Below are 15024 nucleotides of genomic sequence, written 5' to 3'. Positions count from 1 at the left end.
GCGTCATCCTCGAGGAGGAGGATCTCTAACCGTTATCGCTAGCTCACGAACAACCACACACCAACGCCCATCATCAACGTACCTGCTATACGGTTCATTAACTTAACGTTATCGGCTTTACCCAGCATATGCTTTAAGCTCTTTCCGCCTGTCGCGTATAAGGTCATGCAAACAAACTCAGAAACCAGAATAATCGACACTAAAATCAACAACTGCGGCGCTAAGTCTTTATTACTGTTAATGAAAGGAGGCAATAAGGAAATCATAAATGCCCAGCCTTTAGGATTTGCGATTGCCGTTACGAAGCCTTGCACCACCAAATCCCAATCATTACTGACTTTTGTTGTTTGGTTATCAGTGCTGATCGCAAGCTTGCCTCTTGAACGCCACATCTGAACGCCTAAATAGAACAGATAAGCTGCACCGACAAATTTGAAGCCCGTAAATAGCCACGGGTAGTTCAACATGATAGATGCAATACCCAATACCGCAGCAATAGAAACCACAGCTACACCGGCCAGTTCACCGATCATCATCCATAATGTACGTTTGTATCCAACACTCATTCCCAGTGTCAACGCCAAAGTCATACACATTCCGGGCGTGATTGACACAAAGAAAAACGTGGGAATAAAAGCCCAAAGTAGTGCGCTATCCATATTATTACCTTACTGGCTTATTTTTATTTAGTGGCTTTGGCTTCTTGATCGGACTTGAAATGAAGCGATATTGAAACGAAGTAGTGATGACAATAACCAATATTGCGAACAATACAAACAAAAAGAGCCACATAACAGTGGCTCTTTTCAATCATCAACCGTAATTACTTACGACGGTTTTTAATTCGCTTCATCATAGTCAAACGACGTTCAGCGCTTGCTTGATCTTGTGGCTCTTCGTTTGCGTTGTTCTTACGACCCTGACGGTTTTTGTACGCCGATTTAGTGTTCAGCTTCTCGATGTAAGCATCACGTTTCTTCGGCTCGTAACCCGGTTGCTCAACACGGCGAATACGTTGTTGAATCAGTTTTTCAACTTGAACAACAGTCAGCTCTTCTTCGCGGTTAACGAAAGAAATTGCGTGACCTTGTTTTCCAGCACGACCTGTACGGCCAATACGGTGAACGTAATCTTCCGCCAGGAAAGGCATGTCGTAGTTAATTACGTGCGGTAAGTCTTCGATATCAAGGCCACGAGCCGCAACGTCGGTTGCTACCATCACACGAGCTCTACCTTCTTTGAAGTCATCCAAAGCACGACGACGAGCACTTTGCGCTTTATCACCGTGACAAAGTACCGCTTTAATGCCGTCAAGCTTGAGCTCTTTAACTACATCGTTTGCTGTTTCTTTGTAGTTCACGAAAACAAGCACTTGGCGCCAGTTTTTACGACCGATCAGCTCAGAAAGTAGCTCTGTTTTACGCTCTTGATCAACTGGATACACCACGTGACCAACAGTTGCAGCCGTTGAGTTTTCACGCTCAACACTGATACGTTTTGGTTTACGTAGAATATCAACAGACAGTTGGTTCAACTGAGTAGAAGTCGTTGCCGAGAACATCATGATTTGCGGTGATGTCTCTACATCCAACATGATCTTACGAACGGCATTGATAAAGCCCATATCAAGGATACGGTCAGCTTCATCAAATACTAGAAATTCTAGGTTTGCGATAGACACGTTACCCGCTTCTAAGTGCTCCTCTAAACGGCCAGGTGTTGCAACCAAAATATCCACACCCAGTTCTAATTGACGAACTTGTGAAGACATTTTGTTACCACCGTAAACCGCTGAAACGCTTAGTTCAGTGTATTTAACGTAGTCTTTGATGTTTTGAGCGATCTGCGCAGCGAGCTCACGAGTTGGAGCAAGAATAAGGCCGCGAGCCGTTCCTCTAGACGCCTTTTTACCGCTGTTCAAAAGGTGTTGGATAACAGGCAATGAGAATGCCGCTGTTTTACCCGTACCGGTTTGAGCAGTAGCAAAAATATCATGGCCTTTACGAGCCATTGGAATCGCTTTTTGTTGAATTGGAGTGAGTTTTTCATAACCACACTCAGTCAACGCTTTGACTAATTCAGGAGCAAAACCTTGAGAGGAAAATGACATTGTTACGGGTTCCTTAAGCAGACAGCCTACATTCTTATTTCAGCCGAGCACTATAAAGTAATTAGAGTGATTTATCTCACATTTATCGTGATATAACGCAAACTTTCTCATTTAATCTGGTGTTTACCGTGCCTTCAACGAGGTAAACACCAAGATCATCGCTTCAAACAACCAAAACAGGGCTATTTGATACCACACAGCTTGAGTAGGATCTGCTCGAGATCGCCCCAAGGCATTAACTGCGAGTCGATCACTTCCAGTCGAGATTCGAAGCCATCAAGGGAAATTTCATTCACTGACACGACTTGATTCGCCACGTTAAACGCGTAGCAACCTTGATCGGTGTTTACCACTGCTTTTACACGCTCAGCCGTCAAATCAGACAACATTGAGAACAGCGCATCAAAATCAAATTTGTGTTCAGCGCCAAACAACCAGCCACAACTAAAGTAGCCCTGCCCTTTGTTCTCTTTGCGGATAAAAGCTTCGCCTGGAGGAAGTTGGAATTGAGGTTCTTGTTCAGCGTGATCATGATGGTGTGATTCAAGATGAGATGAAGCACTGCCATATACCCTTTCAATGTCCAACACTTCCAATGGCACTTCACCATCGTGAATCAGTTTATGGAACACTTTTGCAGGTGTTTGGTCAGTCACCCAATCATTGAATGCGTCGATGTCTTCAGAATGAACAAGGTCAACCTTAGTACCAAGAATCACATCTGCACTGTCCAGTTGGTCATTGAAATTCTGATTCAACGTGTACTTTTCATTGGACAGATTGCGTGGGTCAACCAAACCAAGCGTGGCTTTTAAATCAACATAAGGTGTGTATTGCTCTGAAGTCAGCGTCGCAATAACCTGCTTTGGATGACCAAGGCCTGTTGGCTCAATCAATAAGCGATCCGGCTTTTGACGCAGCAAGGCATTAATACCTACCGACATAGGAACACCTGCAGTACAACACATGCAGCCACCCGGAACTTCTTTAATCAAAGCACCTTGGTCTGTCATTAATGCGCCATCAATGCCGATTTCGCCAAACTCATTAACCAGGACAGCCCAGTTTTCATTCTCAGGTTTATTTTTTAGAAGGTTCAAAATAGCGGTCGTCTTACCGACACCTAGAAAACCCGTAATTATGTTTGTAGGAACTTTTTTGGTCATATCAGTTCTCCTTTTTTAAGGAGTATATACACAATCATGGAGAAATTGACCCCAATCGCTTGTTTATACGGAGAATGATCTAAGCCAGAAGTTGTATGAGTGTCACTAGAAAGGGGGAAACGATGAAAAATGAATGCTCCAGACGAACTAAAGGCGTACTTGAAGTACGCCTCACTCTCGTTACTCAATCGTGAGTTCGCGAATCAGGAAGCCTTAAATATCGACCTGAACAATTAACGAGAAACTAAAACTTTGTATCTGAATCCATCCAAATTGTGTGTAAAACCTCACGTCTCCTTGCGGTTTGTTATGTTGCTTTACGATTTAACTATGGTTCATTTTTGGGGATATTCAAGGTGCCACCTGAGAATCGATCAAAATTGTGACGGTGATTCCACTATTGCCCATAGATTCCATTTATGTAACACGTATATTCCATAAATGAAATTCAACTTTGCATCTTTGCTGCTATAGGATATGCAGAGGAAGCGTATAATTTACTGAAGTCCCACCTCAACCCATTCAGGAGCCTTATCTCAATGACCAGAAGAGAGAAAATTAAGCTGTCCCTATTAGCCAAAATGCCAAGGGATGCTATTAATCAATTTCTCTCAAGAGATAAGACCCCAGCTTCAGTTCTGGTTCTTTCATGCATCGTTGGTGTACTTGCTGGTGTTGTTGGTACCTATTTCGAAGTCGCGGTTCATTTCATCACAGAAACTCGTACCGATTGGCTGAAAGATGAAATCGGTAGCCACTTACCACTTTGGCTTGCGGCCTTCCTTATCAGTGCTGCATTTGCCTTTATCGGTTATTTCCTCGTGCATCGCTTTGCTCCAGAAGCGGCAGGATCAGGGATTCCTGAAATAGAAGGCGCAATGGACGGTATGCGCCCTGTTCGTTGGTGGAGAGTATTACCAGTAAAATTCTTTGGCGGTATGGGTGCGTTAGGCTCAGGTATGGTGTTAGGCCGTGAAGGACCAACCGTTCAAATGGGTGGTAGTATCGGTCGTATGGTGACTGACATCTTCAGAGTAAAAGATGATGATACTCGACACTCATTACTTGCTTCAGGCGCTGCTGGTGGCTTAGCGGCTGCATTCAACGCCCCACTCGCTGGGATCATGTTTGTGGTCGAGGAAATGAGACCACAATTTCGCTACTCGCTCATTTCAATCAAAGCCGTCATCATTTCCGCTGTATCAGCCAATATTGTGTTTCGTTCGATCAACGGTCAGTCTGCTGTTATCACCATGCCGCAATACCAGCCACCTGAACTGGATGCGCTTTGGTTATTCTTATTGTTAGGTGTGTTGTTTGGCCTGTTTGGCGTGATTTTCAATAAATTGATTACACTCTCCCAAGATATGTTTGTGGCGATCCATAAGAACGACCGTAAACGCTATTTAATCACAGGTACCTTGCTCGGTGGCTGCTTTGGCCTGTTACTTCTTTATATTCCCGAATTGACTGGTGGTGGTATTGGTATCATCCCCAATATCACTAATGGCAATTACAGCACCAACGTATTGTTATTGATCTTCTTAGGGCGCGTTCTGACTACTCTGCTTTGTTTTGGTTCTGGTGCTCCCGGCGGTATCTTTGCACCAATGCTCGCACTCGGCACACTCTTTGGTTACGCATTTGGGCTTATTGCTGCGGCATTCTTTCCTGAATTGAATATTGAACCGGGTATGTTTGCGATTGCGGGCATGGGTGCTTTATTTGCTGCAACCGTGCGTGCGCCGATTACAGGTATATTACTGGTTATCGAAATGACCAATAACTACTACCTTATCCTGCCGTTGATCATCACTTGCTTGGGCGCAGTGATCATTGCGCAAATGCTTGGCGGTCAGCCAATTTACAGCCAACTATTGAACCGTACACTTAAAAACGAAAAATTAAGACAACAAGACCTCCCTCAGCAAGAGGAAGTTCGTTAATTACAAATGACTCATGAAACAAAAGCACACATTCAACGTGCTTAATGTCCCGATTCCGCATCAAAATCAAAAAAGCAAACGTTAAACTTGGTATCATCCACTCAAAATTAGTTGAACGCCCTCAACATCTATTGATGGCACAGCTATACGTTCTAACTAGAGCAAAAATTCTATTATCACTGATATTCTATAAGCACCCACATACTATAGATAACTAAGCTGGAGCAAGTCGTTGAACTGGAGAAGATTAACCCAAGTAAAAAATGTGCCGCCTTCTCAGGCGTCTTTAGCACTTGGTGTAATTGGACTAGGACAAGCTTGGGCATTATATCTCCCAGGGGTTGGTGAGATCATTCGCCCTTACCTTGCTGCTTTCGGTGCGCTGTTATTACTGCCCGTTTTACTTCGTTATCTCACCAGCTTTAATACCTTCATCAATGATATTCGCCATCCACTAAGCGGAAGCTTAATGGCGCCGATGAGCATGGCGTTATTGATTCTGTGTGACTACTTAGCCGAGATATCGCCAATAATCGCCTACCCAATTTGGTTCTGCGCGTTATTGCTGCACTTTACTATGATGGTGTTGTTCTTCGGTTTCCAAATCATCAATTTCAAAATGTCGAACATCGTTCCAAGTTGGTTTCTCTATCCAGTAGGCTTAATCAGTAGTTCATTGGCTGGCACACAGTTTGGCCACACGGTCTTTTCAGAAACACTGGCCGCGACGTGTATTGGTATCTACTTCTTTATGCTTCCCGTAGTGTTGTACCGTTTGGTTTTTGAAGGGAATTTACCTCGAAGAGCAAGACCAACATTGGCAATCATGGCAGCGCCAGTCAACTTATCGTTGGCCGCTTACTTGGTCAACTTTGATAATCCAGACCCGATCCTGACCGGCGCTTTAGCGGGTATTGCCATCACCATGACCCTGCTGATTTACTTGTGTTACATCCGCTTGATGCGCTTAAAGTTCCAACCTTCCATTGCTGCGGTTACTTTCCCATCGGTGATTAGCGCCATCGCCATGCATCGCTTAACCACCTTTTTCGGTGCTGAGTACCCACAATGGTATTGGCTGCACAAGTTTGGCTTCTTCGAACTGACCATCGCGACTATCTTGGTGATTTGGGTTGCTGGCGGCTATGTGAAAATGTACTGGCCTGAGTTTTTTGATTCTGATTACATGTCCAAAAAGGTTAAGCGTTCTTAAGTCGAACGCCTGAAGATCTTACCTTGATCACTCCCTACTCCAATATCCAATATCCAATATCCAATTATCGCTCGCTGGATAAACCAAACGAAAAAGGTCTCACAATGTGAGACCTTTGAATAGGCAAGGTTGTTAATCGATCAGGCGAGTATTACTAGACCTGCTGGGAGATCTTAGAAGTTAGCGTGAGGGCCAAAAACTTCGTAGTGTACGCGTGAGCGATCCACTTTAAGAGCGTCTAACTGCTCTACGATATTCTTCATAAAGCCAACAGGGCCACAGATGTAGAAGTCGCTCTCTTCAAAGCCGTTAGTATCAGAGATTGACGCTAGATCCATTTGACCCTCATGTGTGTTCTCACATGCAGACTCGTCTTTGTTCATGTACCACGTTTTCGCAGACCAACCGTTGTCGGCAACAATATCTTTCACGCGCGTCGTGAAAGAGTGCTGACCTACGTTTTCACAAGCGTGAAGATAAATAACTGGTTCGTTTTTCTGCTCGTTGTTCAAGAACTCAAGCATAGACTGCATTGGCGTTACACCAACACCCGCAGAGATAAGCGTTACTGGCTTGCTGCGTTCTTGGTACATAAAGTCACCCGCTGGTGCGTATAGGCTAACTTCATCGCCGATAGCAATGGTATCGTGCATGTGGTTAGAAACAACACCTTGCGTTTCTTGACCTTGGCCTTCACGCTTCACAGAGATACGGTAGTATTTTCCGTTCGGCTTGTCTGACAGTGAATACTGACGAATTTCGCTGTACTGCGCGCTTTCAGGCTTCACTTCAATACCGATGTATTGACCTGGTGTGTAATCCAGAACCTCACCGCCATCTTTTGGCTGAAGGATGAAACTTGTTACTAATGCTGATTCTTCAATTTTGTCCGCAATTACAAATGCGCGTGCCGCTTCCCACCCACCAACAGCTTGCTTGCGCTGTAGGTAAAGTTCCGCTTCACGGTCGATAAATACTTGCGCTAAGAATAGGTAAGCCGCAGTCCACGCTTCTTCTACTTCTGGTGTGAATGCATCAGCAGCTAATTCACGCAGTGTTTCAATTAGGTGAAGGCCAACGATTTGGTAATGCTCAGGCTGAATGTTAAAGCTTGTATGTTTCTGTGCAATACGCTCAACCGCTGAGGTTAACGCTGCTAGGTTTTCAATGTTTTTAGCATAAGCCGCGATAGCTTCAAACAGTGCCACACCTTGGCGACCGGTTCTTTGGTGAGTCATATTGAAGATATCTTTCAATTCAGGGTTATGCATGAACATACGTTGATAGAAGTGTTGAGTTAAAGCAGGGCCTGCGCTTTCTAAAAGAGGAATCGTCGATTTGATGATGTTGATATGTAGATTGTTTAGCATTGATTTACTCCGAACACTTAGCCTTTTGACCTTTCGTGTCAAATTGACTAATTTTATTTAAAGATGACTTTATATTAATTCTTTCTCAATGAGCTCTGTGGCTACTATTTTTATGAGAATCACGTGGACTGATAAATTCGCATTAATTGATTCAAATCAATGATGGACCAGTTATTCAGTCATATAGACAACACGCAATGGACACATTGCACAAACAGTGCCAACATGCGAAAGCTAGTTGTGCCTAGCATCCTTTCAAAACTTCGCTTCAAACTTTAGTCAAAAAGACCTTTTTTTTATGTCATAAAGACTCTACCATGTATAAAAATACAAACAGTATGAGCCCTTTATGCAAGATATCTCAGCATCCACTCTCATGGAAATGACCATTGGTCTCGCTAGCGGTGTGAACGATCAAGACCGTTTCAATCGCTTAATCGATGCCATTCGTAAAACCATAACGTGTGATTGTGTCGCGCTTTTAAGCCTTCAAGGCGACACGCTAGTGCCGATCGCAATGCAAGGGCTCAGTCGAGATACATTCGGTCGCCGCTTTATTATTTCAGAACATCCACGTTTTGATGCGATTTGTGCATCGCGTTCTCCTGTTCGTTTTGATGCGGATAGCTCATTACCTGATCCTTTTGATGGCTTACTGATCGACCACGATGGCGATTTGCCCATGCATGCCTGTATGGGTTTGCCTCTCCTATTTGGTGACAAATTGTTAGGGGTGCTAACCCTTGACAGTCTAAAACCTGATGTCTTCGCGAATATTCCGGCTCGGAACCTAGAAGTTCTCGCTGCTATTGCTGCCTCTACGATGCAAATGGCGATGACTTTTTCGCAACTTGAACATCAAGCAAAACAGTCAAAGCAATTACTGGAAGAGTTAAATGTTGAAGCGTGGGAACGTGACGGCGGGGAATTGATTGGTAATAGTGACACCATGGTCGCGCTTAAAAACGACATCGCGGTTGTCGCACCCTCTGAATTTAATATTCTGATTCATGGTGATACGGGTGTAGGTAAAGAGTTAGTGGCTCGTACTCTGCATCATCAATCACAGCGTAAGCGTAAACCGCTTGTGTATGTTAACTGTGCAGCGATTCCTGAAAACTTAGTAGAAAGTGAACTATTTGGTCACGTTCGTGGTGCATTTACTGGCGCAGACAAAAACCGCTTAGGTAAATTTGCTTTAGCCGATGGTGGCACACTGTTCTTAGATGAAATTGGTGAATTGCCTTTGGCTGCGCAAAGTAAGCTATTGCGTGCACTGCAAAACAACGAAATCCAACCTGTAGGCCAAGACAACATTCAAACCATTGATGTTCGTGTTTTGGCAGCAACCAACCGAGACTTGAAGCAAGAAGTTGAAGACGGTCGATTCAGAGCCGATTTATACCACCGACTGAGTGTATACCCTATCGCAGTACCCGCTCTGAAAGACCGTGGTGACGACATTAGCTTGTTAGCAGGCTTCTTCCTAGAACAGGCACGTCGTAAACTTGGTATCAACCAAGTTAAATTCCGCTCTGATGTACTGGTATTTCTAAACCGTTACGGTTGGCCAGGTAACGTGCGTGAGCTTGAACACGTTATCAGCCGTTCAGCACTAAAAGCATTAGCTCGTAGCACCAACAAAAACCTCGTGACAATCACTAAAGAAGATTGTGGCCCACTAGACCAAGATCAGCCGATAGCCACGACACAGGTAAAAAACACACCGTTATCAACACCAACGATCGACCTTTCTGCAGGTTTGCGTGGTGCTACCGATGATTTTCAGCGCAGTATCATTACTGAAGTATTGGAAGACGCCAACTTTAACTGGGCGCAAGCAGGACGAATTCTGAAAACAGACAGAGCCAATTTGACTCGACTGTCTAAACGTTTAGGGCTAAATGTGGCGAAGTCTCACACGATCGAACGGACAAAATAGATATTAGCGGTTTGTTGCGAGCATCTAGCAAAACTTGTGTATATAATGCTGCAAATTGTAACGCTAATTTTAAATATGTAGAGAGAGTTATGAAGTTTATCCGTTGGTTCTTAGGTCGCGTCATCTTGCTATTGAATTTTGTTTTCAGCCCACGTGGTGTGAAGCGTTCTCAAGAAGATCAAAATATAGTAAATGAGCAAGCAAAAACGCACACGTTATACCAATTCGAAGCGTGCCCATTTTGTGTGAAAGTGCGCCGCGCGATGAAACGTCAGTCGGTTCAATTTGAACTTCGTGATGCAAAAAACAACGAACAACACCGTGCAGAGCTTGAAGCTGGCGGCGGTCGTGTGAAAGTGCCTTGTCTACGTATCGAAAAAGACGGCAAAACTGAGTGGATGTACGAATCTTCGGATATCGTATCTTACTTAGAGAAACAATTCGCATAAGCGAAAAAGCAATACAACCCAAATACAAAAAATCCCTCTTCATGAGGGATTTTTTATGTCTGTTATCAATACGCTCTTTCGATTCAATGAATCAAGCTTCTCGCATCTATTTCGCCACAATCAGCATCAACTCTACACGGCGGTTACAAGCTTTACCTTGCGGCGAAGCGTTAGTACACGCGGGAACGTACTCGCCAAAACCGCGGGTGTAAATAGCACGACTCGAAACATAGTTACTTTCTAATCGAGCTTTCACTTCTTTTGCGCGCAGTTCAGAAAGCGGATCATTAACACGATCACTGCCTGTATTATCCGTGTGTCCTTCAATGACGACATCAATGTCTTGGCGTCGAGAAAGATAGCTGCCTAACGTGTCCAACCAATGGTTGTAAGCGGGTTCTGGAGATGTCGAACCTGTTTTAAAGTTCACATGCTGTACAAGCTTTACCATCACATGGTTGCCAGGTAAAACTTCAAAATCGATACGGTTTTGTCTTAAAAAGACTTCCAGTGGATCATTGGTCGAAACACCACGTCCGTAGTTAGTGGTAATAGTTCCTTGCTGATGAGTGGTTTGAACCACACCCCATTCAGGGTACATAATGTCGTAATCAGTTTTCGGTGCAGTTTGTAACATATCCTCACCGAATAACCCTGTTGGTAACGTAGTTTCGCACCCAGCCAAAGCTATGCTTAACATTATCGCTAAATATCTCATTACTTCACCAACCACTTATGCAGATAAACCATTCACTAATGTCTATATCGGCATTGAGAGAAAAACTTTAGACAAAAACTTTATACGAAAAGAAAACACGTCCGAAAAAAGTGTTTTTGATCACAGTTCACCGTCAACTCGCCAGTCATCGCCCGCCAGTTCCAACTGTTTGCATTTATTTACCTTATAATTGTTTTCCAATTCGTACTAAATAGTTAGAATCTCACGACTTCTCAACGCTAGAGCAAACATTATGTTTAAACCATTTACTAAATTCATCACAGCACTTGCTGCCGTACTGATTATCGCGGGTTGTAGTGAAACCAACGAGCCACAGAAAGGCGTTCAATACGAAGCGCTGCCTACTGCTCTAACTGAATTTAACCTGTCTCCGATCACTGAAATCTTCTCTCTAAATTGTGGTCACTGCCGTCAAATGGAAAGTGCAATTCCAGAGATCGAATCTCTAACGAACCAAACTATTGGCAAGATGCACGTTACGTTTAATGAAAGTGCTCAAATAAGCGCAATGATCTACTACACAGCGGTGATGCAACTTGACGCGACACCTGACCACACGTTCATGGACGACCTATTTGGTGCGGTTCAAATGGGTGCAGATGCGACTCCTGAACAACGTCAACAAGCTCTAGAGACTGCGTTCACTTCTCGCGGCCTGGTTAGCCCATACCAACTGAACAAAGAACAGCAAGTCGCTCTATTTGACTACGTAAAGAAAGCTGAAGAGATCTCGGTTAAAGGTCAAATCAACTCAGTACCAACATTTATCATCAACGGTAAATACCAAGTACTGACAGCAGGTCACCAAGATGTTCAAGGTATCGCAAAAACAATCAACTACCTTTTGACTCAGCCGTAACGGCTTTTCTCTATAAAGAATCAACAATAAATAGGTTTTACTATGTCTAAATTTATCATCCCGGTCATTGTCTTTATTTTGGCTGGCTTCATGATCTACCGCACTTGGATGAACCATAAATCTGGCGAAGAAAATATCGAACAAGGCCAACAATTCCTTATCGAAAACGGCGCTAAAGATGGGGTTGTAACGACTGAAAGCGGCCTTCAATACCTAGTTCTTGAAGAAGGTACAGGTACAGAGCACCCAACGAAGAACAGCAAAGTAACGGTTCATTACCACGGTACACTTATCGACGGCACTGTTTTCGACAGCTCTGTTGATCGTGGTGAGCCAATCTCATTTGCTCTTAAACAAGTGATCAAAGGCTGGCAAGAAGGTTTGACTTACATGGTCGAAGGCCAAAAAGTTCGCCTGTTTATCCCAAGCCAATTGGCTTACGGTAAAGGTTGTTCAGGCCCTATCCCACCATCAGCAACTTTGATTTTTGATGTTGAGTTAATCTCTATCAAATAATTGAAGAGACTGATTTAAGCCCTAACATACGAGCTATGTTGGGGCTTTTTTATATGTGAACGTTTGAATAGTTGAAGCCACTTTTGCAACGACGAAATTACCTTCAAAAAACCGAAGACTAGACGACTGGTCTAATTTAACTTATAGTAAGTCCATGAACGATAAAACGAACGACACACGCCTACATGTTTTAGATGTTGGCTACCAATTAATAGTGAACAACGGCTTTAACGGCGTTGGCTTGTCGCAATTGCTTAAAGAAGCGGATGTTCCAAAAGGATCGTTTTACCACTACTTTAAATCTAAAGAGCAATTTGGCGAGGCTCTGATCCAGCACTATTTTGAGACCTACATCAGCAGAGTTGAAACTATTTTGGTTCATGGTGAAGGCAACCATTACCAGAGAATTATCAGTTATTTCACTCGATGGTCACAGATTGAAAACGGTACCTGTAACGCTCATAAATGCTTAGTCGTTAAGCTCAGCGCCGAAGTTTCTGATCTTTCTGATCCTATGCGCCAAGCGCTATTAAAAGGTGCTGAGAAAGTGACGCATACCATCGAGCAGTGCATTGTCGGTGGTATTGATGATGGCTCGATAAAGGTTGAAGAGAGCCAAGAAACCGCTCAAAATCTATATTCTATGTGGTTAGGCGCAAGCTTATTAAGCAAACTAAGCCAGAGTTCACGCAGTTTAGAATCAGCTTTAAACCTAACCCAACAGATTTTAAAAGGTAAAAACTAACCACGTACTGTGTTTAGTTTTTATTAACGACAGATAACCCGCCCTCTTATCAATTTGATGACGGCGGGATTTTTAGACAACAAGACTAGACGACTGGTCTAATTCTAAATAAACATAATATAAAATTAAGGATATCCAATGACTCAACAAGACAATCGCCGCATCGTACTGGCTTCTCGCCCAGTTGGCGCACCGACTCAAGATAACTTCCGTTTAGAGGCAGTAGCTGCAACAACAATTAAAGACGGCGAGATGTTACTTCGCTCAGTCTACCTTTCTCTCGACCCATACATGCGTGGCCGAATGAGCGATGCAAAATCTTACGCTGATCCAGTTGCAATCGACGAAGTGATGGTCGGTGCAACCGTGTGTCAGGTTGAAGATTCAAACAACAGCGATTTTGAAGTTGGCGAATGGGTACTGGCTTACACCGGTTGGCAAGATCTTGGTGTGTCTAATGGTGAAGGCCTAATCAAACTAGGTAAAGAGCCAACACACCCTTCTTACGCACTGGGCATCATGGGTATGCCTGGCTTTACTGCGTACATGGGCTTACTTGATATTGGTCAGCCTAAAGAAGGCGACACTCTAGTCGTTGCGGCGGCAACAGGTGCAGTAGGCGCAACCGTTGGCCAGATCGGCAAACTAAAAGGCTGTCGCGTAATTGGCGTTGCAGGCGGTCAAGAGAAGTGTCAGTACGCGAAAGAGGTACTGGGCTTTGATGAATGTATCGACCATAAAGCTGACGATTTCGCAGAACAACTGGCTAAAGCGTGTGACAACGGTATCGATGTTTACTTTGAAAACGTTGGCGGCAAAGTATTCGACGCGGTAATGCCTTTGCTTAACACAGGTGCTCGTATTCCTGTGTGTGGCCTTATCTCTCAATACAATGCAACATCACTTCCTGAAGGCCCAGATCGTATGTCTAGCCTTATGGGCACTCTTTTGGTCAAGCGTATTAAGATGCAAGGTTTCATTATCTTTGATGACTACGCACACCGTTACAACGAGTTTGCTGTTCAAATGACAGAATGGTTGTCTCAAGGCAAGATGCATTACCGTGAGCACCTAGTTGAAGGCCTAGACGAAGCGCCACAAGCATTCATGGGTCTATTGGAAGGCCAAAACTTCGGTAAGCTTGTTATCAAAACAAACGAAGCTAAATAAATTTAAAAACTAAACCAGTTAACTAGGTAAAATCATGATTATTTTGCATCACCTAAACAAATCTCGCTCAAAACGAATCATCTGGCTACTGGAAGAGCTTGGTGTTGATTATCAAATCAAACCATACCAACGAGACAGTGTAACGTTTCTAGCACCACCAGAATTGAAGTCCGTTCACCCTCTTGGTAAATCTCCGGTTATTGAAGACGATGGTGTTGTGATCAGCGAATCTGGTGCTATCACCGAGTACCTAATCGATAAATACGGTCAAGGTAAGTTCGCACCAATGCGCGGCACCGCTGACTACGTGGAATACTCACAGTGGCTTCACTTCGCTGAAAGCTCTGGTATCCTGCCAATGCTACTTAAAATCTTTGTGATGAAAGACGGTTGCGAGACTAATTTCCTTGGCGGCTACGCTGATGATGAAAACCAAAAGATCCTAACCTTTGTCAACGAAGCACTTGAAGGTAAAACTTACCTTGTTGCTGATACTCTGACGGGTGCCGATTTCATGATGTCGTTCATCGTAGAAATCGTGGGTAACTTCGGTGCCACTGCGCTCTACCCTAACATTGCTAAATACGGTGATCTTTTAACGAGCCACCCTGCTTACCAAAAAGCCGAGCAACTAGAGCTAGAACACTCGAACTGATCGAGTTTCAATCAAGCTCTGCGCGCTTAGGATAGGCACAAGCAACTAAATGAAGCCAAAGCCGATTTATCTTTCGCTTTGGCTTCTCATTTGCCTTCATTTCGACAACAATACCGAACTCTAACTGAACAGCCATAGAGTTTG

14 protein-coding genes are annotated in these 15024 nt (G+C 43.8%); 9 read left to right on the top strand and 5 right to left on the bottom strand.

Features of this window, described 5'->3' with window-relative positions; translation table 11 throughout:
- Positions 1 to 38: 38 nt before the first annotated feature.
- The 3 genes from OCV44_RS19775 to OCV44_RS19765 all read right to left on the bottom strand — a co-directional run bounded on the left by OCV44_RS19775 (position 39) and on the right by OCV44_RS19765 (position 3276).
- Positions 39 to 659, bottom strand: coding sequence for a LysE family translocator (locus tag OCV44_RS19775; protein WP_004731394.1), 621 nt, complete (start codon positions 657 to 659; stop codon positions 39 to 41).
- Between the two features lie 164 nt (positions 660 to 823).
- Positions 824 to 2110 carry a DEAD/DEAH box helicase gene (locus OCV44_RS19770; protein ID WP_012600498.1) on the bottom strand — a complete coding sequence of 429 codons (1287 nt, stop codon included), beginning with the start codon at positions 2108 to 2110 and terminating at the stop codon, positions 824 to 826.
- A 182-nt stretch (positions 2111 to 2292) separates the two neighbouring features.
- Positions 2293 to 3276: a CobW family GTP-binding protein gene (locus tag OCV44_RS19765; RefSeq protein ID WP_139684904.1), complete on the bottom strand. Its 984-nt coding sequence runs from the start codon at positions 3274 to 3276 to the stop codon at positions 2293 to 2295.
- 539 nt (positions 3277 to 3815) lie between these two features.
- Between OCV44_RS19765 and clcA the strand changes: the two genes are divergently transcribed.
- On the top strand, positions 3816 to 5222 hold the full coding sequence (gene clcA, locus OCV44_RS19760; protein ID WP_139684903.1) for a H(+)/Cl(-) exchange transporter ClcA: 1407 nt from the start codon (positions 3816 to 3818) through the stop codon (positions 5220 to 5222).
- Positions 5223 to 5454: 232 nt separating this feature from the next.
- Entirely contained in the window at positions 5455 to 6435 is a 981-nt protein-coding gene (locus OCV44_RS19755; protein WP_198594507.1) for a TDT family transporter, read from the top strand.
- A 173-nt stretch (positions 6436 to 6608) separates the two neighbouring features.
- Here OCV44_RS19755 and hmpA read toward each other — a convergent pair whose 3' ends face one another.
- Entirely contained in the window at positions 6609 to 7805 is a 1197-nt protein-coding gene (gene hmpA / locus OCV44_RS19750; RefSeq protein ID WP_139684902.1) for an NO-inducible flavohemoprotein, read from the bottom strand.
- A 349-nt stretch (positions 7806 to 8154) separates the two neighbouring features.
- Here hmpA and norR point away from each other — a divergent pair, with 349 nt between their 5' ends.
- On the top strand, positions 8155 to 9747 hold the full coding sequence (gene norR / locus OCV44_RS19745; protein ID WP_139684901.1) for a nitric oxide reductase transcriptional regulator NorR: 1593 nt from the start codon (positions 8155 to 8157) through the stop codon (positions 9745 to 9747).
- Positions 9748 to 9836: 89 nt separating this feature from the next.
- Positions 9837 to 10196 carry a glutaredoxin family protein gene (locus tag OCV44_RS19740; RefSeq protein WP_139684900.1) on the top strand — a complete coding sequence of 120 codons (360 nt, stop codon included), beginning with the start codon at positions 9837 to 9839 and terminating at the stop codon, positions 10194 to 10196.
- 106 nt (positions 10197 to 10302) lie between these two features.
- On the opposite strand, the gene OCV44_RS19735 is transcribed toward OCV44_RS19740, so the two are convergent.
- The gene (locus OCV44_RS19735; protein ID WP_139684948.1) at positions 10303 to 10896 is read right to left on the bottom strand and encodes an OmpA family protein; all 594 of its coding nucleotides are present in this window, start codon (positions 10894 to 10896) and stop codon (positions 10303 to 10305) included.
- 271 nt (positions 10897 to 11167) lie between these two features.
- On the opposite strand from OCV44_RS19735, the gene OCV44_RS19730 reads away from it, so the two are divergent.
- The 5 genes from OCV44_RS19730 to OCV44_RS19710 all read left to right on the top strand — a co-directional run bounded on the left by OCV44_RS19730 (position 11168) and on the right by OCV44_RS19710 (position 14880).
- Complete coding sequence (locus OCV44_RS19730; RefSeq protein ID WP_139684899.1) at positions 11168 to 11794, top strand: thioredoxin domain-containing protein; 627 nt, start codon at positions 11168 to 11170, stop codon at positions 11792 to 11794.
- A 42-nt stretch (positions 11795 to 11836) separates the two neighbouring features.
- On the top strand, positions 11837 to 12310 hold the full coding sequence (locus tag OCV44_RS19725; protein ID WP_139684898.1) for an FKBP-type peptidyl-prolyl cis-trans isomerase: 474 nt from the start codon (positions 11837 to 11839) through the stop codon (positions 12308 to 12310).
- Positions 12311 to 12464: 154 nt separating this feature from the next.
- Positions 12465 to 13055: a TetR/AcrR family transcriptional regulator gene (locus OCV44_RS19720; protein WP_009845490.1), complete on the top strand. Its 591-nt coding sequence runs from the start codon at positions 12465 to 12467 to the stop codon at positions 13053 to 13055.
- A 138-nt stretch (positions 13056 to 13193) separates the two neighbouring features.
- Positions 13194 to 14225 carry an NADP-dependent oxidoreductase gene (locus OCV44_RS19715; RefSeq protein WP_139684897.1) on the top strand — a complete coding sequence of 344 codons (1032 nt, stop codon included), beginning with the start codon at positions 13194 to 13196 and terminating at the stop codon, positions 14223 to 14225.
- Positions 14226 to 14259: 34 nt separating this feature from the next.
- Positions 14260 to 14880, top strand: coding sequence for a glutathione S-transferase family protein (locus OCV44_RS19710; protein ID WP_139684896.1), 621 nt, complete (start codon positions 14260 to 14262; stop codon positions 14878 to 14880).
- The last annotated feature ends 144 nt before the right edge of the window (positions 14881 to 15024 follow it).

Origin of the sequence: Vibrio tasmaniensis, from assembly GCF_024347635.1 — a bacterium.
Classification (GTDB): domain Bacteria; phylum Pseudomonadota; class Gammaproteobacteria; order Enterobacterales; family Vibrionaceae; genus Vibrio; species Vibrio tasmaniensis.
Note: the sequence above shows the minus strand (reverse complement) of the source record. Positions and strands in the feature narration are given on the sequence as shown.

What these genes read in the sequence shown, in the direction of transcription:
- clcA (WP_139684903.1), top strand. Translation starts at nt 3,816, where the DNA reads ATGACCAGAAGAGAGAAAATTAAGCTGTCCCTATTAGCCAAAATGCCA.
- OCV44_RS19710 (WP_139684896.1), top strand. Translation starts at nt 14,260, where the DNA reads ATGATTATTTTGCATCACCTAAACAAATCTCGCTCAAAACGAATCATC.
- hmpA (WP_139684902.1), bottom strand. Translation starts at nt 7,805, where the DNA reads ATGCTAAACAATCTACATATCAACATCATCAAATCGACGATTCCTCTT.
- OCV44_RS19730 (WP_139684899.1), top strand. Translation starts at nt 11,168, where the DNA reads ATGTTTAAACCATTTACTAAATTCATCACAGCACTTGCTGCCGTACTG.
- OCV44_RS19720 (WP_009845490.1), top strand. Translation starts at nt 12,465, where the DNA reads ATGAACGATAAAACGAACGACACACGCCTACATGTTTTAGATGTTGGC.
- OCV44_RS19765 (WP_139684904.1), bottom strand. Translation starts at nt 3,276, where the DNA reads ATGACCAAAAAAGTTCCTACAAACATAATTACGGGTTTTCTAGGTGTC.
- norR (WP_139684901.1), top strand. Translation starts at nt 8,155, where the DNA reads ATGCAAGATATCTCAGCATCCACTCTCATGGAAATGACCATTGGTCTC.
- OCV44_RS19740 (WP_139684900.1), top strand. Translation starts at nt 9,837, where the DNA reads ATGAAGTTTATCCGTTGGTTCTTAGGTCGCGTCATCTTGCTATTGAAT.
- OCV44_RS19715 (WP_139684897.1), top strand. Translation starts at nt 13,194, where the DNA reads ATGACTCAACAAGACAATCGCCGCATCGTACTGGCTTCTCGCCCAGTT.
- OCV44_RS19735 (WP_139684948.1), bottom strand. Translation starts at nt 10,896, where the DNA reads ATGTTAAGCATAGCTTTGGCTGGGTGCGAAACTACGTTACCAACAGGG.
- OCV44_RS19770 (WP_012600498.1), bottom strand. Translation starts at nt 2,110, where the DNA reads ATGTCATTTTCCTCTCAAGGTTTTGCTCCTGAATTAGTCAAAGCGTTG.
- OCV44_RS19775 (WP_004731394.1), bottom strand. Translation starts at nt 659, where the DNA reads ATGGATAGCGCACTACTTTGGGCTTTTATTCCCACGTTTTTCTTTGTG.
- OCV44_RS19725 (WP_139684898.1), top strand. Translation starts at nt 11,837, where the DNA reads ATGTCTAAATTTATCATCCCGGTCATTGTCTTTATTTTGGCTGGCTTC.